The sequence below is a fragment of the Aquabacterium sp. G14 genome, from assembly GCF_037482285.1.
Classification (GTDB): Bacteria; Pseudomonadota; Gammaproteobacteria; order Burkholderiales; family Burkholderiaceae_C; genus Aquabacterium.
Window position 1 is genome coordinate 20,523 of the sequence record NZ_JBBEYB010000012.1, and the last position, 24,017, is coordinate 44,539.

General features: G+C 62.7%; 24 protein-coding genes and 1 tRNA gene. 2 read left to right on the forward strand and 23 right to left on the reverse strand.

From position 1 onward, the window contains the following. Positions 1-32: 32 nt before the first annotated feature. From WIT60_RS12780 to tsaD, 23 genes are all read right to left on the reverse strand, one after another. Positions 33-584: a DUF1178 family protein gene (locus WIT60_RS12780; protein WP_339584290.1), complete on the reverse strand. Its 552-nt coding sequence runs from the start codon at positions 582-584 to the stop codon at positions 33-35. A 22-nt stretch (positions 585-606) separates the two neighbouring features. Then, positions 607-1,221, reverse strand: coding sequence for an NUDIX domain-containing protein (locus WIT60_RS12785; protein WP_339584291.1), 615 nt, complete (start codon positions 1,219-1,221; stop codon positions 607-609). A gap of 36 nt (positions 1,222-1,257) precedes the next feature. After that, on the reverse strand, positions 1,258-1,563 hold the full coding sequence (locus WIT60_RS12790) for a DUF2818 family protein (protein ID WP_339584292.1): 306 nt from the start codon (positions 1,561-1,563) through the stop codon (positions 1,258-1,260). Positions 1,564-1,602: 39 nt separating this feature from the next. After that, on the reverse strand, positions 1,603-3,084 hold the full coding sequence (gene nuoN / locus WIT60_RS12795) for an NADH-quinone oxidoreductase subunit NuoN (protein ID WP_339584293.1): 1,482 nt from the start codon (positions 3,082-3,084) through the stop codon (positions 1,603-1,605). A 13-nt stretch (positions 3,085-3,097) separates the two neighbouring features. Further along, positions 3,098-4,585: an NADH-quinone oxidoreductase subunit M gene (locus WIT60_RS12800; protein ID WP_339584294.1), complete on the reverse strand. Its 1,488-nt coding sequence runs from the start codon at positions 4,583-4,585 to the stop codon at positions 3,098-3,100. 16 nt (positions 4,586-4,601) lie between these two features. Then, a complete protein-coding gene (nuoL, locus tag WIT60_RS12805) occupies positions 4,602-6,605 on the reverse strand; it encodes an NADH-quinone oxidoreductase subunit L (protein ID WP_339584295.1) in 2,004 nt (667 codons plus the stop codon). 17 nt (positions 6,606-6,622) lie between these two features. After that, on the reverse strand, positions 6,623-6,934 hold the full coding sequence (gene nuoK, locus WIT60_RS12810) for an NADH-quinone oxidoreductase subunit NuoK (RefSeq protein ID WP_300153787.1): 312 nt from the start codon (positions 6,932-6,934) through the stop codon (positions 6,623-6,625). Further along, positions 6,931-7,578, reverse strand: a complete 648-nt coding sequence (locus WIT60_RS12815) for an NADH-quinone oxidoreductase subunit J (protein WP_339584296.1) — start codon at positions 7,576-7,578, stop codon at positions 6,931-6,933. The genes nuoK and WIT60_RS12815 overlap by 4 nt, the downstream gene beginning before the upstream one ends. Positions 7,579-7,584: 6 nt before the next feature. Then, positions 7,585-8,079: an NADH-quinone oxidoreductase subunit NuoI gene (nuoI, locus tag WIT60_RS12820; RefSeq protein ID WP_339584297.1), complete on the reverse strand. Its 495-nt coding sequence runs from the start codon at positions 8,077-8,079 to the stop codon at positions 7,585-7,587. 12 nt (positions 8,080-8,091) lie between these two features. After that, a complete protein-coding gene (gene nuoH / locus WIT60_RS12825; RefSeq protein WP_339584298.1) occupies positions 8,092-9,150 on the reverse strand; it encodes an NADH-quinone oxidoreductase subunit NuoH in 1,059 nt (352 codons plus the stop codon). Between the two features lie 19 nt (positions 9,151-9,169). Next, a complete protein-coding gene (gene nuoG / locus WIT60_RS12830; protein WP_339584299.1) occupies positions 9,170-11,485 on the reverse strand; it encodes an NADH-quinone oxidoreductase subunit NuoG in 2,316 nt (771 codons plus the stop codon). 14 nt (positions 11,486-11,499) lie between these two features. After that, positions 11,500-12,843 carry an NADH-quinone oxidoreductase subunit NuoF gene (gene nuoF / locus WIT60_RS12835; RefSeq protein WP_339584300.1) on the reverse strand — a complete coding sequence of 448 codons (1,344 nt, stop codon included), beginning with the start codon at positions 12,841-12,843 and terminating at the stop codon, positions 11,500-11,502. A 12-nt stretch (positions 12,844-12,855) separates the two neighbouring features. After that, a complete protein-coding gene (gene nuoE, locus WIT60_RS12840; protein ID WP_339584301.1) occupies positions 12,856-13,341 on the reverse strand; it encodes an NADH-quinone oxidoreductase subunit NuoE in 486 nt (161 codons plus the stop codon). A 15-nt stretch (positions 13,342-13,356) separates the two neighbouring features. Then, positions 13,357-14,610, reverse strand: a complete 1,254-nt coding sequence (locus WIT60_RS12845; RefSeq protein WP_339584302.1) for an NADH-quinone oxidoreductase subunit D — start codon at positions 14,608-14,610, stop codon at positions 13,357-13,359. A 17-nt stretch (positions 14,611-14,627) separates the two neighbouring features. Next, positions 14,628-15,239 carry an NADH-quinone oxidoreductase subunit C gene (locus WIT60_RS12850; protein WP_320365903.1) on the reverse strand — a complete coding sequence of 204 codons (612 nt, stop codon included), beginning with the start codon at positions 15,237-15,239 and terminating at the stop codon, positions 14,628-14,630. 14 nt (positions 15,240-15,253) lie between these two features. Further along, positions 15,254-15,730, reverse strand: a complete 477-nt coding sequence (locus WIT60_RS12855; RefSeq protein WP_035035151.1) for a NuoB/complex I 20 kDa subunit family protein — start codon at positions 15,728-15,730, stop codon at positions 15,254-15,256. Between the two features lie 45 nt (positions 15,731-15,775). Next, complete coding sequence (locus tag WIT60_RS12860) at positions 15,776-16,135, reverse strand: NADH-quinone oxidoreductase subunit A (RefSeq protein ID WP_339584353.1); 360 nt, start codon at positions 16,133-16,135, stop codon at positions 15,776-15,778. 243 nt (positions 16,136-16,378) lie between these two features. Next, positions 16,379-16,463, reverse strand: a tRNA-Leu gene (locus WIT60_RS12865). 127 nt (positions 16,464-16,590) lie between these two features. Further along, on the reverse strand, positions 16,591-16,944 hold the full coding sequence (secG, locus tag WIT60_RS12870) for a preprotein translocase subunit SecG (RefSeq protein ID WP_339584303.1): 354 nt from the start codon (positions 16,942-16,944) through the stop codon (positions 16,591-16,593). A gap of 37 nt (positions 16,945-16,981) precedes the next feature. Beyond that, positions 16,982-17,737 carry a triose-phosphate isomerase gene (gene tpiA, locus WIT60_RS12875; RefSeq protein ID WP_339584304.1) on the reverse strand — a complete coding sequence of 252 codons (756 nt, stop codon included), beginning with the start codon at positions 17,735-17,737 and terminating at the stop codon, positions 16,982-16,984. Further along, complete coding sequence (gene pnp, locus WIT60_RS12880; RefSeq protein ID WP_339584305.1) at positions 17,734-20,022, reverse strand: polyribonucleotide nucleotidyltransferase; 2,289 nt, start codon at positions 20,020-20,022, stop codon at positions 17,734-17,736. The genes tpiA and pnp overlap by 4 nt, the downstream gene beginning before the upstream one ends. A gap of 204 nt (positions 20,023-20,226) precedes the next feature. Next, complete coding sequence (rpsO, locus tag WIT60_RS12885; RefSeq protein ID WP_320365887.1) at positions 20,227-20,496, reverse strand: 30S ribosomal protein S15; 270 nt, start codon at positions 20,494-20,496, stop codon at positions 20,227-20,229. A gap of 158 nt (positions 20,497-20,654) precedes the next feature. Further along, positions 20,655-21,770, reverse strand: coding sequence for a tRNA (adenosine(37)-N6)-threonylcarbamoyltransferase complex transferase subunit TsaD (gene tsaD, locus WIT60_RS12890; protein WP_445207698.1), 1,116 nt, complete (start codon positions 21,768-21,770; stop codon positions 20,655-20,657). 88 nt (positions 21,771-21,858) lie between these two features. Between tsaD and WIT60_RS12895 the strand changes: the two genes are divergently transcribed. Then, a complete protein-coding gene (locus WIT60_RS12895; RefSeq protein ID WP_339584306.1) occupies positions 21,859-22,491 on the forward strand; it encodes an ANTAR domain-containing response regulator in 633 nt (210 codons plus the stop codon). A gap of 277 nt (positions 22,492-22,768) precedes the next feature. After that, positions 22,769-24,013, forward strand: coding sequence for a CmpA/NrtA family ABC transporter substrate-binding protein (locus WIT60_RS12900; RefSeq protein WP_339584307.1), 1,245 nt, complete (start codon positions 22,769-22,771; stop codon positions 24,011-24,013). The last annotated feature ends 4 nt before the right edge of the window (positions 24,014-24,017 follow it).

Genomic DNA, 24,017 nt, shown 5'->3' on the forward strand with positions numbered 1-24,017 from the left:
CATGTGCGGCACCGACCGAGCCCGTCCACCACTCACTGCAGCGGTCCCTTGAGCCCTTCCGGGATGGGCAGGCTCAACACTTCAATGCCCTCGTCCCGCAAGGCCTCACGCTCCTCGGGCGACGTCTGACCACGGATCGGACGCTCAGGGGCGTCGCCGTGATGGATGCTGCGTGCCTCTTCGGCAAAACGCTCACCGACGTCTTCCGTGTGGGTGACCACGTGGCGCACCACCTGCAAATACGCAGCCTGCAAGGCGCGGACGGCCTCCTCCGGACTGGCCGGCATGGCTTGCTCGACAGCACCGTCAGGCGCGGCCACCGGTGCGCGATCGGAGGGCAACGAACCCGGCATGACCGCCCCTCCCTGCTGCGTCGCCATCCGACGCGATGGGACCGGCGCGGTGTCAGTCTTCAGGTGTGACACATTCAGATGCGGGGCCGAGGGGCGCCGCACCACCTCGCGATCGCCGCAAACGGGGCAACTCACCAAACCGCGTGCCTGCTGCGATGCCAAGTCGTCCGACGACGCAAACCAGCCTTCGAAATGATGGCCGTGTGCGCAATGTAGATCCACCACCAGCATGGTCAGAGTCCCGTTAGGCCACTCACACCGTCTGCCATTGCAGAGGCCAGCGACCCGCACGCCACTGCAGCAGCCACATCATCCCGACCACGGTTTTCGCGTCGGTCAACAGGCCATCACGCATCCAGTCCTCCAGCTCCTGCTGCGTCGCGGTGAAGACATCCAGAAACTCGCCTTCGTCGAGCTGCCGGTCTCCCAGGCTCAACTCATCGGCAAACCAGACCTCAATGACCTCGGTCGCATAGCCGATCACCGGATGCATGACGCCGGCTTTGGCCCAGCGGCGAGCGCGGTAGCCTGTTTCCTCCAGCAACTCACGCTGCGCGCAGGCCAAACCGACCTCCCCGGCGTCCAGCTTGCCGGCTGGAAACTCGATCATGGTCTGCCGCACCGGGTAGCGGTACTGCCGCTCCATCACCAGACGGCCGTCTGGCAGCATCGCGACCACCATCACGGCACCGGGGTGCACCACATACTCACGCGTGGCTTCCCGTCCGTCTGGCAAGGCCACCCGATCGCGACGCAGCTCCAGGAAATGCCCGCGGTACACCGCCTCGGAGGTCAGTGTGTCTTCGCGCAGGTGTGCATCGTCTTGGGGGGCGCAGCCGGATGAAGGAGGAGTCACAGCGTCAGACATGGTGAACATATCGGCACAGGGGAGGTGATCCCCTGCTCAGTGCTTGCGCAGATAGCGCCATACGAAGCCGGGAAACGCCAAGGTCAGGAACACGCACAACCACACTGCGACAAACTCCCAGCGCAGCGGGCTGACACGACCCAGATGGCCTTCGAGCGCACGGCCGAGCAAAGCCACCAACGTGCCCAGAACCAGCAATTCCAGCAAGCGCCACGCCATCGACTTCGGCGCGCGACGCGGGCCGAGCACGAACAAGCGTTCGTTCAGAAAAGGCAAATTGGCCGCGATCAACGCGGCCAACAGCACCAGAAGCACAGCCCATGCGGGCACAAGGCCCGTCATGGTGCTTCGCGACGACGCAAGGTCATCATCATGTCAACGTCATCCTGCGAGAGACTGGGTGATCACGTTGGCGCACAAGGTCATCAGCGCGCCAGGCAGAACGCCGAGGGCCAGCACAGCCAGTGCGTTGATCGACAACAGGGTCGACGCGGCACCGCCCTGGATGGCAGGAGCCTGGGCAGCCGGTTCATCAAAGTACATCACCTTGACGACACGCAGATAGTAGAAGGCGGCAATCAGCGACAGCATCACGGCCACGATGGACACCACCAGCAACACAGGCGAGTTGGTCGTGATCAGCGACTGCAGCACAGCCAGCTTGGCGTAGAAGCCCACAGTCGGCGGAATGCCGGCCAGGGAGAACATGAACACGGCCATGACGCCAGCCAGCATCGGGCTGCGCTTGTGCAAACCGGCCAAGTCAGCAATCTCTTCCGACTCGAAGCCCGGACGCGACAGCACCATGATCAGGCCGAAGGTACCCAGGGTGGTCAGCACATAGGTCAGCACGTAGAACAAGGAGGAGCCGTAGCCGTTACCAGCCGAAACCGTGTTGCCAGCCACCACGCTGGGGATGAAACCCAACAGCATGAAGCCCAGTTGCGCGATACCCGAGTAGGCCAGCATGCGCTTGAGGTTGCTCTGCGCAATGGCCGCCAGGTTACCCACAGCCATGGAAGCCACGGCCAAGATCATCAGCATCTGCTGCCAATCGGTGGCACTGTTGATCAGGCCCTCCACCAGCAGGCGGATGGTGATCGCGAAAGCAGCCAGCTTGGGTGCACCAGCGACCAGCAGGGTCACGGCCGTCGGGGCGCCCTGGTAGACGTCAGGCACCCACATGTGGAACGGCACCACACCCAGCTTGAAGGCCAGGCCGGCGACGATGAACACGACACCGAAGGCCAGCACCTGTTTGTTGATTTCGCCTGTCAACGTGGCCTGATAGACGGCAGCCAGATCCAGCGAACCGGTGGCCCCGTACATCATCGACAGACCGTAGAGCAGGAAGCCCGAAGCCAGCGCGCCCAGCACAAAGTACTTCATGGCCGCTTCGGTCGACTGAACGTGATCACGACGCAGCGCCACCAGGGCGTACAGCGACAGCGACATCAGTTCCAGACCCAGGTAGATGGTCAGGAAGTTGTTGCCGATGATCATGATCGAGATGCCCAGCAAAGCGAGCATGCTCAGAGAGAACAGTTCACCCTTGAGCAGATCACGGCTGCCAGCGTAGCCCTGGGCGTACACCAGCGTGCCCATCACGGCCAGCGTGGCGCACAAGGACAACAGGTGCCCCATCGGGTCGGTGACCACCATGCGCTGCATGGCGTAGACCGATGTGCCGCTGTCGAGCGCGCTGAGGTGCAGACCCGCCACGACCGCCAGCGACAGCATGGTCAGGAAGTAGGTGGGCTTGCGTTGCGGACAGGTGACGAACAGATCCATGATCGCCACCACGCAGGCCATGCCCAGCAGGACGATCTCGGGGGTCACCGCGAGCCAGTTCAAATCAGTCATTTTGTGTCGGCCCTTAGTTCAACTTGCTCAGGGAGACGTGCTTGATCAGCTCCGTCACCGAAACGTGCATGACGTCGGTGAAGGGCTTGGGCTGCAGGCCCATCCACAGCACGGCGGCCGCCAGCACGGCCAGAATCAGGAATTCGCGGGCGTTGATGTCCTTCAGCTCGCGCACGTGGTCGTTGGTCACGGCACCGAAGTACACACGCTTGTACATCCACAGGGTGTAAGCCGCACCGAAAATCAGGGCCGTGGCAGCCAGCAAGCCGATCAGGAAGTCGTACTCGACGGCACCCAGGATCACCAGCCACTCACCCACGAAACCAGCGGTACCCGGCAGGCCGCAGTTGGCCATCGAGAACAGCAAGGCGAAAGCTGCGAACTTGGGCATGGTGTTGACCACACCGCCGTAGCTGGCGATTTCACGCGAGTGCACGCGGTCATACAACACGCCGATGCTGAAGAACATCGCGCCCGACACGAAACCGTGGGCAATCATCTGAACCAGGCCACCGACGATACCCAGCTCATTGAAGATGAAGAAGCCCAGGGTCACGAAACCCATGTGGGCGATGGACGAGTAGGCCACCAGCTTCTTCATGTCCTGCTGGACCATGGCCACCAGACCGATGTAGATCACACCGATCAGCGACAGACCGATGACGATCGGCGCGAACTGATGCGAGGCATCCGGCACGATCGGCAGCATGAAACGCAGGAAACCGTAGCAGCCCAGCTTCAGCATGATCGCGGCCAGCACGATGGAGCCACCGGTGGGTGCTTCCACGTGAGCGTCCGGCAACCAGGTGTGCACCGGCCACATCGGCACCTTCACGGCGAAGGCAGCGAAGAAGGCGCAGAACAGCATGGCTTGCGGCGTGAACGGCAGCGGGAGCTTGTGCCAGGTCAGGATGTCGAAGCTGCCACCCGACTTGTAGTACAGGTAGACCAGAGCGATCAGCATCAGCAGCGAACCGAGCAAGGTGTACAGGAAGAACTTGAAGGCAGCGTACACGCGACGTGGGCCACCCCAGATACCGATGATGATGTACATCGGGATCAGCGTGGCCTCGAAGAATACGTAGAACAGCATGCCGTCGAGCGCCGAGAACACCCCGACCATCAGACCCGACAGGATCAGGAAGGCGCCGTAGTACTGGTGCGGACGGTCTTCAATGACTTCCCAACCAGCCAGCACCACGATGATCGTGATGAAGGCGGTCAGCGGGACGAACCACATCGAGATGCCATCAACGCCCAGGTGATAGAACACATTGAAGCGCTCAATCCAGGTGGCCTTCTCGACGAACTGCATCGCTGCCGTCGTCGTGTTGAAGTCGGTCATCAAAGGCAGGGTCACCAGGAAGCTGATGACCGAACCGATCAACGCGATCCAGCGGGCGATGCCGGCATGTTGCTGACGGCCAGCCACGAGCAACAGGATCCCGAAAGCCACCGGAATCCAGATGGCCAGAGAGAGGATATTGGAGGTTGTTTGCATGAACCGGTCCTCGCGCTCAGTGCTGCAGGAACACGAACCACGTCATGAGGGCGAGCACCCCCAGGATCATGACCAGCGCGTAGTGATAGAGGTAACCCGTCTGGAACAGGCGAGTCAGCGAGCCAATCAGGCCCACCAGCTTGGCAGAGCCATTGACGACCAGGCCGTCGATCAGCGCCACGTCACCCACCTTCCAGAAGATGCGACCAATCAGTCGCGCTCCGGCGGCGAGGACCTTCTCGTTGAACCAGTCCAGGTAGTACTTGTTCTCGCCGATCACGATCAGCGGACGCAGCACCTTGGCCAAGGTGGCCGGGATCTGAGGCGCCACCATGTAGAACACGTAAGCCGTGATCACACCCGCCAGGGCCAGCCAGAACGGCAAAGCCTGGAAGCCGTGCAGCGCCATGGCGGTCGCGCCGTGGAAGTGGTGAGCCAACTCGGACATGGCCGGGTGCTTGGCAGCATCAATGAACACGGCCGACTTCAGGAAGTCACCGAACAGCAACGGCTCCACCGTCAGGAAACCGATCACCACCGAGGGGATGGCCAGCAGCACCAGCGGCGCCGTCACCACCCAGGGCGACTCGTGCGGCTCATGGGCATGGCCGTGGTCGTCGTCGTGGTGATCGTGCTCACCCGGGAAGGGCTTGTGGTGGAAGTTTTCCTTGCCATGGAAGACCAGGAAGTACACACGGAAGCTGTAGAACGCTGTGACGAAGACACCCGCCAGGACCGCGAACTGCGCGAAACCAGCCGCCGGCAGGTTGCTGGCTTCGACCGCCATGATGATCGAGTCCTTCGAGAAGTAACCCGAGAAGAACGGCGTGCCGATCAGGGCCAGGTTGGCCAGCAGGAAGGTGATCCAGGTGATGGGCATGCGCTTCCACAGACCACCCATGTTGCGGATGTCCTGATCGTGGTGCATGCCGATGATCACGGAGCCGGCGCCAAGGAACAGCAGTGCCTTGAAGAAGGCGTGCGTCATCACGTGGAACATGCCGACGCTGTAGGCAGACACGCCCAGGGCCACGGTCATGTAACCAAGCTGCGACAGCGTGGAGTAAGCCACCACACGCTTGATGTCGTTCTGGATGATGCCCAGGAAGCCCATGAACAGCGCGGTGATCGAACCGATGATCACGATGAAGTTCAGTGCGGCATCCGACAGCTCGAACAGCGGCGACATGCGCGAGACCATGAAGATACCGGCCGTCACCATGGTGGCGGCGTGGATCAGCGCAGAGATGGGGGTCGGGCCTTCCATCGAGTCCGGCAGCCACACGTGCAGCGGGAACTGCGCCGACTTGCCCATCGCACCGATGAACAGGCAGATGCAGATCACCGTGATCAGCGCCCAGTCTGTCTTGGGCAGCGTCAGGGTGGTCAGGTCGTTGGCCTTGGCGAACAGCTCGGTGTAGTTGAGCGTGCCGGTGTAGGCCAGCAGCAGACCGATGCCCAGAATGAAGCCGAAGTCACCCACACGGTTGACCAGAAAGGCCTTCATGTTGGCGAACGTGGCTGTGGGCTTCTTGAACCAGAAACCGATCAGCAGGTAAGACACCAAACCCACCGCTTCCCAGCCGAAGAACAGCTGCAGCAGGTTGTTGCTCATCACGAGCATCAACATCGAGAAGGTGAACAGCGAGATGTAGCTGAAGAAGCGCTGATAGCCATCGTCTTCTTCCATGTAGCCGATGGTGTAGATGTGCACCATCAGCGACACGAAGGTGACCACGCACATCATCATCGCGGTCAGACCGTCGACCATGAAGCCGACTTCCATCTTGAGCGTGCCCAGCGTCATCCACTCATACACGGTGGCGTTGAAGCTGGCGCCATCCACGGCCACCGCCTTGAGCGTCATCGCCGAGATGATGAAGGAGATCAGCACGCCCAGGATGGTGAGCATGTGCGCGCCCCGGCGGCCGATCACCTTGCCGAACAAGCCGGCAGCGATCGAGCCGACCAGCGGCGCCAGGGGCACCGCCAGCAGCGAATTGAGAGAAAGTTCAGACATTGTTGTATCTCTCCCGATCAGCCCTTGAGGGTGTCCAGATCGCTCACGTTGATCGCCAGGCGATTACGGAAGACCAGCACCAGAATGGCCAGACCGATGGCCGACTCGGCGGCCGCCACGGTGAGGATGAAGAAGACGAAGACCTGACCGGCCATGTCACCCAGGTAGTGGGAGAAGGCCACAAAGTTCAGGTTCACGGCCAGCAGCATCAGCTCGATGGCCATCAACAGCACGATCAGGTTCTTGCGGTTCATGAAGATGCCGATGATCGACATCGTGAACAGGATCGCGCCCAGCGACAGGTAGTGCCCGAGGGTGATCGACGTCATGCTTGGCCTCCAGCCTGGTTGTTGGCATCGGCTTCGGCCGCAGGGGCCTCCACCACAGCTGCCACCTTGTGCACACGCAGGCGGTCAGCCTTCTTGACGCGGACCTGTTCGGCCGGCTTCTGGAAGTGCGAGTCCTTGCGCTGACGCAGCGTCAGAGCGATGGCAGCGATGATGCCGACCAACAGGATGACGGCGGCCACTTGCACCGGGAACAGGTAGTTGGTGAACAACTCGATGCCCAGGGCCTTGGCGTTGGGCACGGCGGCGACTTCAGGTGCCATGGGCTTGGCGATCGGCAGGTCAAAGCCGCGCGTCAGCACGAAGGACATTTCGAGCGCAATCAGCACGCCGATGAGGCCGGCAGCGGGGAAGTGCTTCCAGAAACCCTCACGAACGACGGCGCTGTTGATGTCGAGCATCATCACCACGAACAGGAAGAGCACCATCACCGCCCCCACGTACACGAGCACGAGGGAGATGGCGAGGAACTCGGCTTGCAGCAGCATCCACACGCACGACGCGCTGGCAAAAGCCAACACCAGGTGCAGGACGGCGGTCACCGGGCTCTTGGCGGTGATCACGCGGAAGCCAGCGTAGACCAGCACGAAGGCGAAGGTATAGAAAAGTAGGCTTAAGGTGTCCATATCGGGTCAGCGGTATTTCGCGTCCGCCTCCTTGTTGGCTGCAATTTCCTTTTCGTAGCGATCACCCACCGCCAGGAGCATGTCCTTGGTGAAGTACAGATCGCCGCGCTTTTCGCCGTGGTATTCGAAGATGTGGGTTTCCACGATCGAATCCACGGGGCAGCTTTCTTCGCAGAAGCCGCAAAAGATGCACTTGGTCAGGTCGATGTCGTAGCGGGTGGTGCGGCGCGAGCCGTCATCACGCACATCGGACTCGATGGTGATGGCCATGGCCGGACACACGGCTTCGCACAGCTTGCAGGCGATGCAACGCTCTTCGCCGTTTTCATAACGACGCAAGGCATGCAGGCCGCGGAAGCGGGGCGACAGCGGGGTCTTTTCTTCCGGGAACTGCACGGTGATGTGCGGCTTCAGGAAGTGGCGCCCGGTCAGCGCCAGACCTTTGAACATTTCCAGCAGGAAGAAGCTGGAAACGAACTCTTTGAGGGACGTAGCAGACATTTCAATGGCCCCTTATTTCCAGATGTTCCAGGGCGACATCATCCAGCCGCCGACGATCACCAGCCAGATCAGCGTGATGGGGATGAAGATCTTCCAGCCCAGACGCATGATCTGGTCGTAGCGGAAGCGGGGGAACGAAGCACGCACCCACAGGAACATCGTCACGATGATGAAAGCCTTGATGCCCAGCCAGATCCAGCCCGGGATGAAGCTCAGGGCTTCGATCGGGGGCAGCCAGCCGCCGAAGAACATGATCGCGCACAGGGTCGAGACCAGGATCATGTTGGCGTATTCAGCCAGGAAGAACATCGCAAACGACATGCCCGAGTACTCGATCATGTGACCGGCCACGATTTCCGACTCGCCTTCCACCACGTCGAAGGGGTGACGGTTGGTTTCGGCCAGGCCGGAGATGAAGTACACGACCACGATCGGCAGCAGTGGCAACCAGTTCCAGGACAGGAAGTTCAGGCCCATGTCCGCGAACTGACCCTTGTCCTGGCTCAGCACGATGTCGGTCATATTGAGCGAGCCGGCGGTCATCAGCACGATCACGAAGCAGAAGCCCATCGCGATTTCGTAGGACACCATCTGGGCCGAGGCGCGGATGGCGCCCAGGAAGGCGTACTTCGAGTTGGAGGCCCAGCCGGCGATGATCACGCCATAGACTTCCAGCGAGGTGATGGCCATCAGGAACAGCAGGCCGGCGTTGACGTTGGCCAGCGCGACTTCCGGACCGAAGGGGATGACGGCCCATGCGGCGAGTGCCGGCATGATGGTCATGATCGGGCCCAGGAAGAACAGGCTCTTGTTGGCCGCCGTCGGGATGATCACTTCCTTGAAGATCAGCTTGACGGCGTCCGCGATGGGCTGCAGCAGACCGCGCGGGCCCGTGCGGTTGGGGCCCGGACGGATTTGCGACCAGGCAATCGCCTTGCGCTCCCACAGGGTCAGATAAGCCACGCAACCGAGCAGTGGTAGCAGCAGGGCCACGATCTTGATCAGCGACCAGACCACGGGCCAGGCTGCGCCCAGGTTGGCGGCACCAGCGTTATACAGGGTGTCAATCATCTGTTGTCTCCCCTACCCTTCAGGCCTTTTCGACGCGGATCGCGCCGAAAGAAGCACCTAGGGTGGCGGTCGCCGCAGTGCCGGCCGGCACACGCACGACGTTGGCAGGCAGGCTGGCGTCCAGGGCGGCCGGCAACACAGCGGAGGCGCCGTCTTGCGTGACCTTGACCTGTGCACCCGCAGCCAGGCCGAGTTCGGCCCACAGGGCTTGCGGCAGGCTTGCGACCGGCGCCTTCGCATCGGCCGTGGCTTGCAGCGCAGGGGCGCGGCGCACCAGCGCGTCAGCGCTGTAGATGGGCACATCGGCCAGACGCTCCAGACCACCGGTGGAAGCACCCACGGTGATGGCGGCCGAGGTGGCGTTGTTCAGCTTGGCAGGCAGCGCAGCCAGGTCACCCAGGGCAGCGGCCTTGACCTCTTCCGAGGTTTCGAAACCGAAGCCAGCCAGACCCAGCATCGTGCCGAGCACGCGCAGCACCTTCCAGGCCGGACGGGCATCGCCTTGCGGCTTGACCGAACCGTGGAAGCTCTGCACGCGACCTTCGGCGTTCACGAAGGTGCCCGACGTTTCGGCAAACGCTGCGATCGGCAGGATGCAGTCGGCGTAGTTCATCGCCGAGGTCTTGAACGACGACAGCGACACAACCATTTCGGCGCCCTGCACTGCGGCCATGGCGGCAGCGGGGTTGGCAGCGTCGAACTCGGGCTCAACGCCCAGCAGCACGATGCCCTTCAGACCCTTGCCAGCCAGCATCTGACCGGCGTTCAGGCCGCCTTGTTGAGGCTGGGCACCGACCAGTTGTGCGCCGACCGAGTTGGCCGACTCACCGAAGAAGCCCAGCTTGGCGCCGGTCTGCTCGGCAATCCACTGGCCCAGGGCCTGCAGCGACGAGGCTTGCGGGTGTTGCACGGCGGCGTTGCCCAGCAGCACCGCAGCGCGTTGGCCGGACAGCAGCGACGCGGCGATGGCCTTGGCAGCCTCGGTGGCATTGCCTGCGACCGGGGCGCTCACGCCCTTTTCGGCCGCCACGGCTGCGGCAACGTCGGCCAGGGCTTGCACCCAGGCGCTCGGGGCCACGGTCACGCGGTTGGCGACGGGCAGCAGCCAGTCGTCGTTCACGCCGCCGATGGCCGAAACTTGGGCACCGCGCTTGGTAGCCTGACGCAAACGCGAGGCGAACAGCGGGTGGTCCTTGCGCAGGAAGGAGCCGACGACCAGAGCGCGGTCCAGCGTGGACAGCTCGGCAATCGGCAGACCCAGCCAACGCGCACCGGCGCCGGTGGTGAAGTCAGCCTGACGCAGGCGGGTGTCGACGTTGTCAGAGCCCAGGCCGCGCATCAGTTGCGCCAGCAGGTACAGCTCTTCAACGGTGCTGTGCTCGGTGGCCAAGGCACCGATCGTGTTGGCGCCTTGTTCCTTGCTGATGCACTTCAGACCTTGGGCCACGTATTCCAGGGCTGTGGTCCAGTCGACTTCGCGCCATTCACCGCCCTGCTTGAGCATGGGCTTGGTGATGCGCTGTTCGCTGTTAAGGGCTTCGTAGCTGAAACGATCGCGGTCGGCGATCCAGCACTCGTTGACGTCTTCGTTCTCGAGCGGCACCACGCGCAATACCTTGCCACCCTTGACCTGAACGATCAGGTTGGCACCGGTGGAGTCGTGCGGGCTCACGCTCTTGCGACGCGACAGCTCCCAGGTACGGGCGCTGTAGCGGAAAGGCTTGCTCGTCAGGGCACCGACCGGGCACAGATCGATCATGTTGCCCGACAGTTCGGAGTCCACGGTCTGACCGACGAAGGTCTCGATCTCCGAGTGCTCGCCGCGGTTGACCATGCCCAGCTCCATCACGCCGGCCACTTCCTGGCCGAAACGCACGCAGCGGGTGCACTGGATGCAACGGCTCATCTCTTCCATCGAGATCAGCGGGCCGACTTCCTTGTGGAAGACCACGCGCTTTTCTTCGTTGTAGCGAGAAGCGCTGCCACCGTAGCCCACGGCCAGGTCTTGCAGTTGGCACTCACCGCCCTGGTCGCAGATCGGGCAATCCAGCGGGTGGTTGATCAGCAAGAACTCCATCACGCTCTGCTGAGCCTTGATGGCCTTCTCGCTCTTGGTGCGCACGATCATGCCTTGCGTCACGGGCGTGGCGCAGGCGGGCATGGGCTTGGGCGCCTTCTCGACGTCGACCAGGCACATGCGGCAGTTCGCAGCGATCGAGAGCTTCTTGTGATAGCAGAAGTGCGGGATGTAGGTGCCAGATTGCTCGGCCGCATGCATCACCATGCTGCCTTCCTGGCACTGGACTTTCTGTCCGTCGATTTCGATTTCAACCATGACTGTTGTCCAGTTCAGATGTAGGACGGCACAACACAGGACTTGTGCTCAATGTGGTGCACGAACTCATCGCGATAGTGCTTGATGAAGGCGCGCACCGGCATGGCAGCCGCATCGCCCAGGGCGCAAATGGTGCGCCCCTGGATGTTCTCGGCCACGTTGTCCAGCAGTTCGATGTCTTCCGGACGACCACGGCCGGTTTCGATGCGATCGACCATGCGCCACAGCCAGCCCGTGCCTTCGCGGCAGGGGGTGCACTGGCCGCAGGACTCGTGCATGTAGAAGTAGGACAGGCGCTGCAGGCTCTTGACCATGCAACGGGTCTCGTCCATCACGATGACGGCGCCCGAACCCAACATGGAGCCGGCCTTGGCGATGGCGTCGTAGTCCATCGTCACGTCCATCATGATGTGGCCGGGGATGACGGGCGACGACGAACCACCGGGGATGACGGCCTTGAGCTTCTTGCCACCGCGCACGCCACCGGCGAGCTCGAGCAGCTTGGAGAACGGTGTGCCCAGCGGGATTTCGTAGTTGCCAGGAAGTTCCACGTCACCGCTGACGGTGAACAGCTTGGTGCCGCCGGCGTTGGGCTTGCCCACGGCCAGGAAGGCCTCGCCACCGTTGCGGATGATCCACGGGACGGCCGCAAAGGTTTCGGTGTTGTTGATGGTGGTCGGCTTGCCGTACAGGCCGAAGCTGGCCGGGAACGGCGGCTTGAAGCGGGGCTGCCCCTTCTTGCCTTCCAGCGATTCCAGCAGTGCGGTTTCTTCACCGCAGATGTAGGCGCCGAAACCATGGTGCGCATGCAGCTGGAAGCTGAAGTCGCTGCCCATGATGTTGTTGCCGAGGTAGCCGGCGGCACGGGCTTCTTCCAGGGCTTCTTCGAAACGCTCGTAGGCTTCGAAAATTTCGCCGTGGATGTAGTTGTAGCCGACGGTGATGCCCATCGCGTAAGCCGCGATGATCATGCCTTCGATGACGGTGTGCGGGTTGTAGCGCAGGATCTCGCGGTCCTTGGCCGTGCCCGGTTCCCCTTCGTCGGAGTTGCAGACGAGGTACTTCTGGCCCGGGAAGGTGCGGGGCATGAAGCTCCACTTCAGACCGGTGGGGAAGCCGGCGCCACCACGACCACGCAGCGACGAAGCCTTGACTTCGGCGATGACCTGATCCTGGGTCATGCCTTCGCCGCCGTCCTTGCCGAGGATCTTGCGCAGCGCAGCGTAACCGCCGCGGGCTTCGTAGTCCTTCAGACGCCAGTTGGTGCCGTCGATGCCGGCGTAGATCTGGGGCTCAATATGGCGGCCGTGGAAAACGGTTTCCTTGCCGGTCGCCTGGAATTTGGAAAGGTCAAGCATCTTGTCTCACCCTCACTTGGCCTGAGCCTTGAGCACGTCGACCAGCTCGTCGAGCTTGTCGTTGCTCATGAAGCTGACCATTTGACGGTCGTTGACCAGGGCCACCGGCGCGTCGGCGCAAGCACCCAGGCACTCGCAATGCGACACGGTGAACAGGCCGTCGGCTGTGGTACCGCCGTCTTCCACACCCAGCTTGTCGCACAGGTACTGCAGGGCACCTTGACCATTGCGCAACTGGCAAGGCAGGTTGGTGCACACGTTCAACTTGTACTTGCCGACAGGCTTTTGGTTGTACATGTTGTAGAACGTGGTCACTTCGTGCACGGCGATGGCGGGCATGCCGATGTGATCGGCGATGGCCTGCTCGGCCTCGGGCGAGACCCAGCCCTGCTCCTGCTGGATGATGGACAGACAGGCCATGACCGCCGACTGACGCTGGTCAGCTGGGTACTTGGCGATTTCGCGGTCGAAGCGCGCTTTGGTTTGTTCGCTCAGCATGGTTTGCTCGGTCACTTAGCGGTCGATTTCACCGAACACGATGTCCATCGTGCCGATGATGGCCACGGCGTCGGCCAGCATGTGGCCACGGGACATTTCGTCGAGGGCAGCCAGGTGCGGGAAGCCCGGGGCGCGGATCTTCAGGCGGTATGGCTTGTTGGCGCCGTCGGAAGCCAGGTAGATGCCGAATTCGCCCTTGGGGTGCTCGACAGCGGCATAGGCTTCGCCTTCGGGCACGTGAAAGCCTTCGGTGAACAGCTTGAAGTGGTGAATCAGCTGCTCCATCGAGGTCTTCATCTCGACGCGCGAGGGCGGCGCCACCTTGTGGTTGTCGGTGATGACCGGGCCCGGGTTGGCGCGCAGCCAGTCCACGCACTGCTTGATGATGCGGTTGGACTGACGCAACTCTTCGACGCGGACCACGTAGCGGTCATAGCAGTCGCCATTGGTGCCCACGGGGATGTCGAAGTCGAGCTTGTCGTAAACGTCGTACGGCTGGTGCTTGCGCAGGTCCCACACGATGCCCGAGCCACGCAGCATGGCGCCGGTCAGGCCCATTTGCAGGGCGCGCTCAGGCGACACCACACCGATGCCGACGGTACGCTGCTTCCAGATGCGGTTGTCGGTCAGCAGGGTTTCGTATTCGTCCACCAGCTTGGGGAAACGCTGGGTGAAGTCGTCGATGAAGTCGAGCAGCGAGCCTTGACGGTTCTCGTTCATGCGAGCGATCGTCTTGGCGTTCTTGATCTTGCTGACCTTGTACTGCGGCATGGTGTCCGGCAGGTCGCGGTAGACGCCACCCGGACGGAAGTAGGCCGCGTGCATGCGGGCGCCCGACACGGCTTCGTACATGTCGAAGAGGTCTTCGCGCTCACGGAAGCAGTAGATCAGGATGTTCATGGCGCCGCAGTCGAAACCATGGCAGCCCAACCACAGCAGGTGGTTCAGCACGCGGGTGATTTCGGCGAACATCACACGGATGTACTGGGCGCGGATCGGCACCTCAATGCCCATCATCTTCTCGACGGCCAGGCAGTAAGCGTGCTCGTTGCACATCATCGACACGTAATCCAGTCGGTCCATGTAGGGCAGCGACTGGATGAAGGTCTTGGACTCGGCCAGCTTTTCAGTGGCCCGGTGCAGCAGGCCAATGTGCGGGTCGGCACGTTGGATGACTTCGCCGTCCAGCTCGAGGATCAGACGCAGCACGCCGTGCGCGGCCGGGTGCTGCGGACCGAAGTTCAGGGTGTAGTTCTTGATTTCTGACATGACTCAGGCCTTGTGCATCAGTGGAGACCACCGTAGTTGTCTTCGCGGATGATGCGCGGGGTGATCTCGCGCGGCTCGATGGTGACGGGCTGGTAGACCACGCGCTTTTGCGCTTCGTCGTAAGTCATTTCGACGTAGCCGGTCGTCGGGAAGTCCTTGCGGAAGGGGTGACCGATGAAGCCGTAGTCCGTCAGGATGCGGCGCAGGTCGTTGTGACCGTCGAAGATGATGCCGTACAGGTCGAAGGCTTCGCGCTCGAACCAGTTGGCGCTGTTCCACACATCGGTGACCGAGGCCAGCACGGGGAAGTCGTCGTCCGGGGCAAAGGCCTTCAGGCGCAGGCGCCAGTTCTTGCTGACCGACAGCAGGTGCGTGACGGCGCAAAAGCGCGGCCCATCGGCGTAGATGCTGGGGCCGCCGTCCTTGTAGGTGGAGTAGTCCATGCCGCACAGGTCGACCAACATCTCGAACTTCAGCTCGGCGTGGTCGCGCAGGGTCAGGCAGATGTCGTGGTAGTCGGCGGCGGACACCGTCAGGGTCAGTTCACCCTTGATGCTGTCCAGGCGCTTGATCTTGTCGCCCAGGATGCGTTCCAGGGTGGCTTGCAGGTTGGCGAGTTTCTGGCTCATGCAATGGCTCCTGATCAGCGGGCAATGGTGTTTTCGCGGCGGATCTTGGCCTGCAGTTGCAGGATGCCGTAGAGCAGCGCTTCAGCCGTCGGGGGGCAGCCCGGCACGTACACGTCCACCGGCACGATGCGGTCGCAACCGCGCACCACCGAGTAGCTGTAGTGGTAGTAGCCACCGCCGTTGGCGCAGGAGCCCATGGACAGCACCCAGCGGGGTTCGGCCATCTGGTCGTACACCTTGCGCAGGGCCGGTGCCATCTTGTTGCACAGCGTGCCGGCCACGATCATCAGGTCGGACTGACGGGGGCTGGGACGGAACAACATGCCAAAGCGGTCGATGTCGTAGCGCGCCGCACCGGCGTGCATCATCTCGACCGCGCAACAGGCCAGACCAAACGTCATCGGCCAGAGCGAACCGGTCTTGGACCAGTTGATCAGCGTGTCGGCCGACGTGGTGATGAAGCCCTCTTTGAAGACGCCTTCGATACCCATGTGTATTACCTCTTCAGATTCCTGTGGGGGACGAGCGAGACGGGATCACTCCCAGTCGAGCGCACCCTTCTTCCATTCGTAGACGAAGCCCACGACCAGGATGCCCAGGAAGAGCATGACGGTCAGGAAGCCTGGCATGCCCACTTCCTTGAGCGCCACAGCCCAAGGGAACAGGAACGCGATTTCCAGGTCGAACAAGATGAAGAGGATGGCGACCAGGTAGTAGCGCACATCGAACTTCATCCGGGCGTCTTCGAAAGCTTCGAAGCCGCATTCATAGGGGGAGTTCTTGGCCTCGTCAGGGCGACGAGGGCCGAGCAGGAAGCCCAGCAGTTGGGGGGCGACACCGACGCCGACGCCAACCAGAATGAAGAGGATGACCGGCAGGTATTGCTCAATGTTCATCATGATGTGGGGCCTCAGATGGAACAAATTGTGTGATTGGACCACACGGACAAAAGAAAAGCGCGCCAGGCTTCATGACCATCAGGATGAACCTGATGTGACATCAACCAAAGCGCGCCCACTGGAGCACCTCACACCACGGGCACCTGCCTTGTGGGGCAAATGCCACTGCCATCTGATCAGCGTGGAAAGAATTACCGATGCTGATCATGGTGTGGTGCAAAGACTCGTTTAGAAATCTTATGGTGCCGACGGCGAGACTCGAACTCGCACAGCTTTCGCCACTACCCCCTCAAGATAGCGTGTCTACCAATTTCACCACGTCGGCCGTTGAACCTTTTGGGTTCGCTCGTTGTTTGCTTCGGCTTGCTTGAGGCTTGCTCCCCGAAGACTCATATTCTAAACCGAAAAACAAGTCCAATGAACCATGCCCTACAAACTGGGCATGAGATTCATCACTTGGTCGGGATCAACGCCGCACCGGAAGCCGGAGCAGACGGCACCGAAGCAGCAACCGGCGCGGAGGCCGCCTGCTCCAGGATGCTGGCGCCTTGCGACGCTGCGCCACGCAGGTTGCCAAAGTAGGCCAGCGCCAGGGTCGACACGAAGAAGATCGTGGCCGCCACAGCCGTAGAGCGAGACAGGAAGTTGGCGCTACCGGTGGCGCCAAACAGGCTACCGGAAGCACCACTGCCAAAGGAAGCGCCCATGTCGGCGCCCTTGCCGTGCTGCACCAGCACCAAGCCGATCATGGCCAGCGCGGAGAGCACCTGCAGCAGCAGCACCAGGGTCATCAAGGTTTGTTGCATGAATGAAACTCCAGAGTCAATCTAGTCGCGACACCGTTCAGGCAGCGCGCGCGATGGCAGCAAAGTCAGCCGCCTTGAGGGCGGCGCCACCGATGAGGCCGCCGTTGATGTCAGGCTGCGAGAACAGCTCGACCGCGTTGTCGGGCTTGACGCTGCCGCCGTACAGCAGGGGGATGTCTGCCGCGCTCGACGTGGCCTGGGCCAGTTGCGCGCGCAGGCCAGCATGCACCGCCTGCGCCTGAGCGGGCGAGGCCGTCTTGCCGGTGCCGATGGCCCAGACGGGTTCGTACGCCACCACAACGCGGGCGATGTCGGCGCCCAGGGTGTCGATGACGGCTTGCAGTTGGCGACCCACGACGGCTTCGGTCTGGTTGGCCTCACGTTCGGCCAGCGTTTCACCGACGCAGACGATGGGCACCAGACCGTGCGCGAGCGCGGCCTTGGCCTTGTCGGCGACCAGCTGGTCGCTTTCGCCGTGGTAGCTGCGACGCTCGGAGTGCCCCACGATGGCGTAGGTGGCGCCGAATTCACGGATCATGGGCCCCGCGACTTCACCGGTGTACGCACCCTGGGTCTGCGCCGAGATGTCTTGCGTGCCGACGGCGATGGCCGTGCCTTGCAGGGCATCGGCCACATCCGCCAGGAACACGAAGGGCGGGCACACCGCCACGTCCGCATTGGGCGCCGTGGTGGCCAGGTCGGCCACCAGAAGACCCTGAATCAGCTCTGCATTGAAGGCACGGCTACCGTGCATCTTCCAGTTGCCAACGACCAGTTTCTTCATGACGCTCATTGCTGCTGTTGTTGCTGTTCCTGAGCGGCACCGCCCTCGCCTTGCTCGGCAGGCTGCTGCTCGGCACGGGGGGCGCGCTCACGGCGCTCGCCACGGTCACCGCGGTCGCCGCGATCACCACGGGGGCCACGGTCGCCACGCGAGCCACGGTCACCGCGGTCGCCACGCTCTTCACGCTCAGGCATGCCTTCCGGACGCTCCAGCAGGGCCTTCATGGACAGCTTGACGCGACCCTTCTCGTCGGTTTCGAGAACCTTGACCTTGACGATCTGGCCTTCCTTCAGATAGTCGGAGACGTTCTCAACGCGCTCGTGGGCGATCTGGCTGATGTGCAGCAGACCGTCCTTGCCGGGCAGCAGGTTGACCAGAGCACCGAAGTCGAACAGCTTGGTGACGGCGCCTTCATAGGTCTTGCCGATTTCCACTTCAGCGGTGATCTCGTTGATGCGCTGGATCGCGAAGTCAGCCTTGCCAGCGTCGGTCGAAGCGATGGTGATGACACCGTCTTCAGCGATGTTGATCTGGCAGCCGGTTTCCTCGCACAGGCCACGGATGGTGGCGCCGCCCTTGCCGATCACGTCACGGATCTTCTCGGGGTTGATCTTGAGGGTGTACAGGCGGGGAGCGAACTCCGAGACTTCGGTGTTGGCGCCGGCCATGGCTTCGGTCATCTTGCCCAGGATGTGCAGACGGGCTTCCTTGGCCTGAGCCAGGGCGACCTGCATGATTTCCTTGGTGATGCCCTGGATCTTGATGTCCATCTGCAGGGCGGTGATGCCACCGGTGGTGCCGGCCACCTTGAAGTCCATGTCGCCGAGGTGATCTTCGTCACCCAGGATGTCGGTCAGGACGGCGAACTTGTTGCCTTCCTTGATCAGGCCCATGGCGATGCCGGCCACGTGGGCCTTCATCGGGACGCCAGCGTCCATCATGGCCAGGCAGCCGCCGCAGACCGAAGCCATCGACGAGGAACCGTTGGACTCGGTGATTTCAGAGACCACGCGCAGGGTGTAGGCGAACTCTTCCTTCGGGGGCAGCAGCGGCACCAGGGCGCGCTTGGCCAGACGGCCGTGGCCGATTTCGCGACGCTTGGGCGAGCCGACACGACCCGTTTCGCCGGTGGCGAACGGAGGCATGTTGTAGTGGAACAGGAAGGTGTCGCGGAAGTCGCCGGTCAGGGCGTCGATGCGCTGGGCGTCTTGCTCGGTACCGAGGGTGGCGACAACCAAGGCCTGGGTTTCACCGCGGGTGAACAGGGCCGAGCCGTGGACGCGCGGCAGCACGCCGGTGCGGATCTCGATAGGGCGCACGGTGCGAGTGTCGCGGCCGTCGATGCGGGGCTCACCGGCCAGGATCTGGCTGCGCACGATCTTGGCTTCGATGTCGAACATCATGCTTTCGACCTTGACGGCGTCGAAGGCGATGCCTTCGGCAGTCAGGGCGGCCTTCACTTCGGCGTAAGCGGCGCGGCAAGCTTGCGTACGGGCTTGCTTGGAGCGGATCTGGTAGGCAGCGCGCAGCGGGCCTTCGGCCAGCTCGTTGACCTTGGAGATGAAGGCCTCGTCCTTGGCGGGAGGCTGCCAGTCCCAGGCCGGCTTGCCAGCGTCGCGCACCAGTTCGTGGATGGCGTTGATGGCGATGTTGCCTTGCTCGTGACCGAACACCACACCACCCAGCATCACGTCTTCCGACAGTTGGTCGGCTTCGGACTCGACCATCAGCACGGCGGTTTCGGTGCCGGCGACGATCAGGTCCATCTTGGAGTTGGCGATCTCGGTGATGCTGGGGTTCAGCACGTATTCACCGTTGATGTAGCCCACGCGAGCGGCACCGATAGGACCGTTGAACGGGATGCCGGAGATCGACAGCGCGGCGCTGGAGGCGATCATGGCGGCGATGTCGGCCGACACTTCGGGGTTCAGCGAGACCACGTGAATGACCAGCTGGACTTCGTTGTAGAAGCCTTCGGGGAACAGCGGGCGGATGGGGCGGTCGATCAGACGCGAGGTCAGGGTTTCAAACTCGGAAGGCTTGGCTTCGCGCTTGAAGAAGCTGCCAGGGATCTTGCCGGCGGCGTAGGTCTTTTCGAGGTAGTCGACGGTCAGGGGGAAGAAGTCCTGGCCAGGCTTGGCGGTCTTGGCGCACACGACGGTGGCCAGCACGACGGTGCCTTCGATGTCGACCAGCACGGCGCCGGTGGCTTGACGGGCGATTTCACCCGTCTCCATCGTGACGGTGTGCTTGCCCCATTGGAAGGTCTTGGTGACTTTGTTGAACATGGTCATGGATGAGTTCTCCGGTTGGGTTGAACGGGCAACACATGCCGCCCGTCAGGGGTGCCGTCACTCAATCGCGATGCCATTCCAGCGAGGTTGAGACCTCAGCCTCGTTGGAATGACACAGCGTTCGCAGGAGTCGAGTGGCTGGCGTTAAAAAACAAAAAGCCTGTGCTGGAGGATCCAGACAGGCTTTTTGTCGTCATGCGGTGCTTACTTGCGCAGGCCCAGCTTCTGGATCAGGGCGACGTAACGGTCGGCATCCTTGGACTTGAGGTAGTCCAGCAGCTTGCGACGACGGCTGACCATGCGCAGCAGGCCGCGACGACCGTGGTGGTCCTTCTTGTTGGCCTTGAAGTGGGGGGTCAGTTCGACGATGCGAGCGGTCAGCAAGGCCACTTGCACTTCGGGAGAGCCGGTGTCGTTGGCGCTACGAGCGTTGTCCTTGACGATGGCGGCGGTGTTGATGTCTGCGACGGACATGGTGTTTCCTTGAAAACATGTGCAGACCTGGGGCGTCGATCGTTGATCAACCGCCTTTGGTTTCTGCGTTGGACTTGCGACTCCGGGTGAAACCGACCCAGGTCGTGCGAGATTCGCCACCCTTTTCAAGGCAGCAAGCCTGCGAGTATAGCAAGAAGTCAGATGCTGGACAAATCCCAGCGAGGCTTGACGTCGAAGGTGGGCTCGGTGCTGAGGCGCGCCTGCCCACTCTGGATGCGCATGGCTGCGGCCAGGGCAATCATGGCGCCGTTGTCGGTGCACAGGTGCATCTCGGGATAGTGCACGCGGATCTGGCGGCGGGCGCAGGCCTGGTCCAACTGGGCACGCAGCAGGCGGTTGGCCCCGACGCCGCCGGCGACGACCACACGCTTGAGGCCGGTGGACTTCAGCGCCAGCAATACCTTCTTGACCAGCACCTCGACGATGGCGGCCTGGGTGGAGGCCGCCAGATTAGCCAGCACGGGCTGCGCCTCGGGCGTGGCGAGCAGGTCGGGACGGTCCAGCCAGCCCAGACGCACCAGATGGGTGCGCACGGCGGTTTTCAGGCCCGCGAACGAGAAATCTAGGTTGCCACTGTGCAGCATCGGGCGAGGCAAGTCGAACGAGCTCGGGTCGCCCGACTCGGCCAGGCGCGAGAGGTGGGGACCACCTGGGTAAGGCAGGCCCATCAACTTGGCGGACTTGTCAAAGGCCTCGCCAGCGGCGTCGTCCACCGTCTCGCCCAGCATCTCGTAGCGCCCCACCCCATCGACACGCATCAACTGGGTGTGGCCGCCGGACACGAGCAAAGCGACGAAGGGGAACTCGGGCGGATCCACCGAGAGGAAAGGCGACAGCAGGTGGCCTTCGAGGTGGTGCACGCCGAGCAGCGGCTTGTTCAAGGCGGTGCCCAGGGCGCAGGCCATGCCGGCACCGACCAGCAAGGCGCCGGCCAGGCCGGGGCCGCGTGTGTAGGCGACCACGTCGATGTCGGCGAGCGTTTGGCCGGACTCGGCGAGCACCTGGCGCGCCAGTGGCACGACGCGGCGGATGTGATCGCGCGAAGCCAGCTCGGGCACCACGCCGCCGTAGGCCTGGTGCATGTCGATCTGACTGTGGAGCGCGTGCGCCAGCAGGCGGGGCTCGCCCTCGGATGGCAGTTGCACCAGCGCGAGGCCAGTCTCATCACAGGAGGACTCGACCCCCAGGATGAGGCAGGGGCGCTTCAAGTCAGCAGGCAAGGGGGCGTTCAAGGTGGCGGACGTGGACGACATCCCACCAGTGTAGGGGACCCACCTGTTCTCGCCACGCCCAAGCGTGAAACACCAGCTTCCGGGCGCAGTTGTTGCATGCGATGACGTCATGAATGCGAATCTGGCCAGCCTGCGTGTGGTGATCGTCCTGCCTTTGTCCTTGTCTGCCGAACCGGATGACGAGGAGCAGGCCGAGGTCGAACGCGCCCGGGTGCTGCGCCTTGCCTTGCTGGAAGCGGGCTACAACGTGGTGGCCACTTTGCCCGGCGATGCCTTTCTGCCCGAGCGCATCGGGCAGATTCAGCCCGATCTGATCGTGGTGGATGCCGAGTCGCAAGGGCGCGACATCCTGGAGCACGTGGTGATGGCCACGCGCGATGAGCGTCGCCCGATCGTGATGTTCTCGGGTGACGAGGACACGGCCTACCTGCGCAAGGCGGTGGCGGCGGGTGTGTCGGCCTATGTGGCGGCGGGCACACCTGCCGAGCGCATCAAGCCGGTGCTCGATGTGGCGATGGCGCGCTTCGAGATGGAAGAGGCTCTGCGCCGGGAACTGGCGGATGCACGCTCGGAGTTGGCCGACCGCAAGGTGCTGGACCGCGCCAAGGGTCTGTTGATGAGCCGCCAGGGACTGACCGAACCGCAGGCGCACGCGCGCCTGCGCAAGGCCGCCATGGACAAGGGCTTGAAGCTGGTGGAGGTGGCGCAGCGCCTGATTGATGCTGCAGACCTGCTGGGGTGAGTCGCTCTGCCCCAGCTTGGCGTGCGGATGCACCAGCACAAGGCAGGCCGCCGCTTCATCGGCCGCTCAGCGGTGCTGCGGCCCCGCAAACGACCTGGCACAGGGTTTGCTTTAACCCTTGCAAGCAAAGTCAACGGCGATTTTGCAGTCTTGGTGGCCCGAAGACGGGCTGCCTCGCTTCCGACAAAGGTGTCTTCTGACGCGTGTGCCCATCCAAGGATGAGCCTGCGCGACGGATGGCACCTTTTTTGTTTGTCCACAGGGAAAGTCTTGCACCATGAACACCCAGGATCTGAAAATGACGCGCCGCACCATCTTGAAGAGCGCAGCCGCTGCCGGCGCAGTGGGCGCTGTGCCCGGACTGCAGTCCGCCGTCTGGGCCGCAGGCTCGGACAAGCCCGAGCTGACCGAGGTGAAGATCGGCTTCATTCCGCTGACCGATTGCGCCTCGGTGGTGATGGCCTCGGTGCTGGGCTTCGACAAGAAGTACGGCGTCAAGATCATCCCGACCAAGGAGGCCTCGTGGGCCGGCGTGCGCGACAAGCTCGTCAACGGCGACCTGCACATGGCCCATGTGCTGTACGGCCTGGTCTATGGCGTGCACCTGGGCATTGGCGGCCCCAAGAAGGACATGGCCGTGTTGATGGGTCTGAACAACAACGGGCAGGCCATCACGCTGTCGAAGGCGCTGGCCTCGAAGGGTGCGGTCGACGGGCCCTCGCTGGCCAAGCTGATGGCGCGCGAGAAGCGCGAGTACACCTTTGCGGGCACCTTCCCCACCGGCACGCACGCGATGTGGATGCACTACTGGCTGGCGGCCGCGGGCATCAATCCGCTGTCGAGCGCCAAGCTGATCACGGTCCCACCGCCGCAGATGGTGGCCAACATGCGCGTGGGCAACATGGACGGCTTCTGCGTGGGCGAACCGTGGAACCACCGCGCGATCATGGACGGCATCGGGGTGACAGCCAACACGACACAGGACATCTGGCAGGACCACCCCGAGAAGGTGCTGGGCTGCACGGGCGAGTTCGTCAAGCAGTACCCGAACACCGCCCGCGCCGTGATGATGGCGGTGCTGGAAGCCGGTCGCTGGATCGACGCCGGCCTGCAGAACAAGCTCAAGATGGCCGAGACGATCGCGGCGAAGTCGTACGTGAACACGGGCGTTGATGCGATCAACCAGCGCATCCTGGGCCGTTACCAGAACGGCATGGGCAAGACCTGGGACGACCCCAACCACATGAAGTTCTTCAACGACGGCAAGGTGAACTTCCCCTACCTGTCGGATGGCATGTGGTTCCTGACACAGCACAAGCGCTGGGGCCTGCTGAAGGCACACCCGGACTACCTGGGTGTGGCCAAGCAGATCAACCAGATCGAGTTGTACAAGCAGGCCGCCAGCGGTCTGGGCATCTCGGTGCCCAAGGACCCGATGCGCACCAGCAAGTTGATCGATGGCGTGGTCTGGACGGGCAAGGACCCGGCCAAGTACGCCGACAGCTTCGCCATCAAAGCCTGAGACT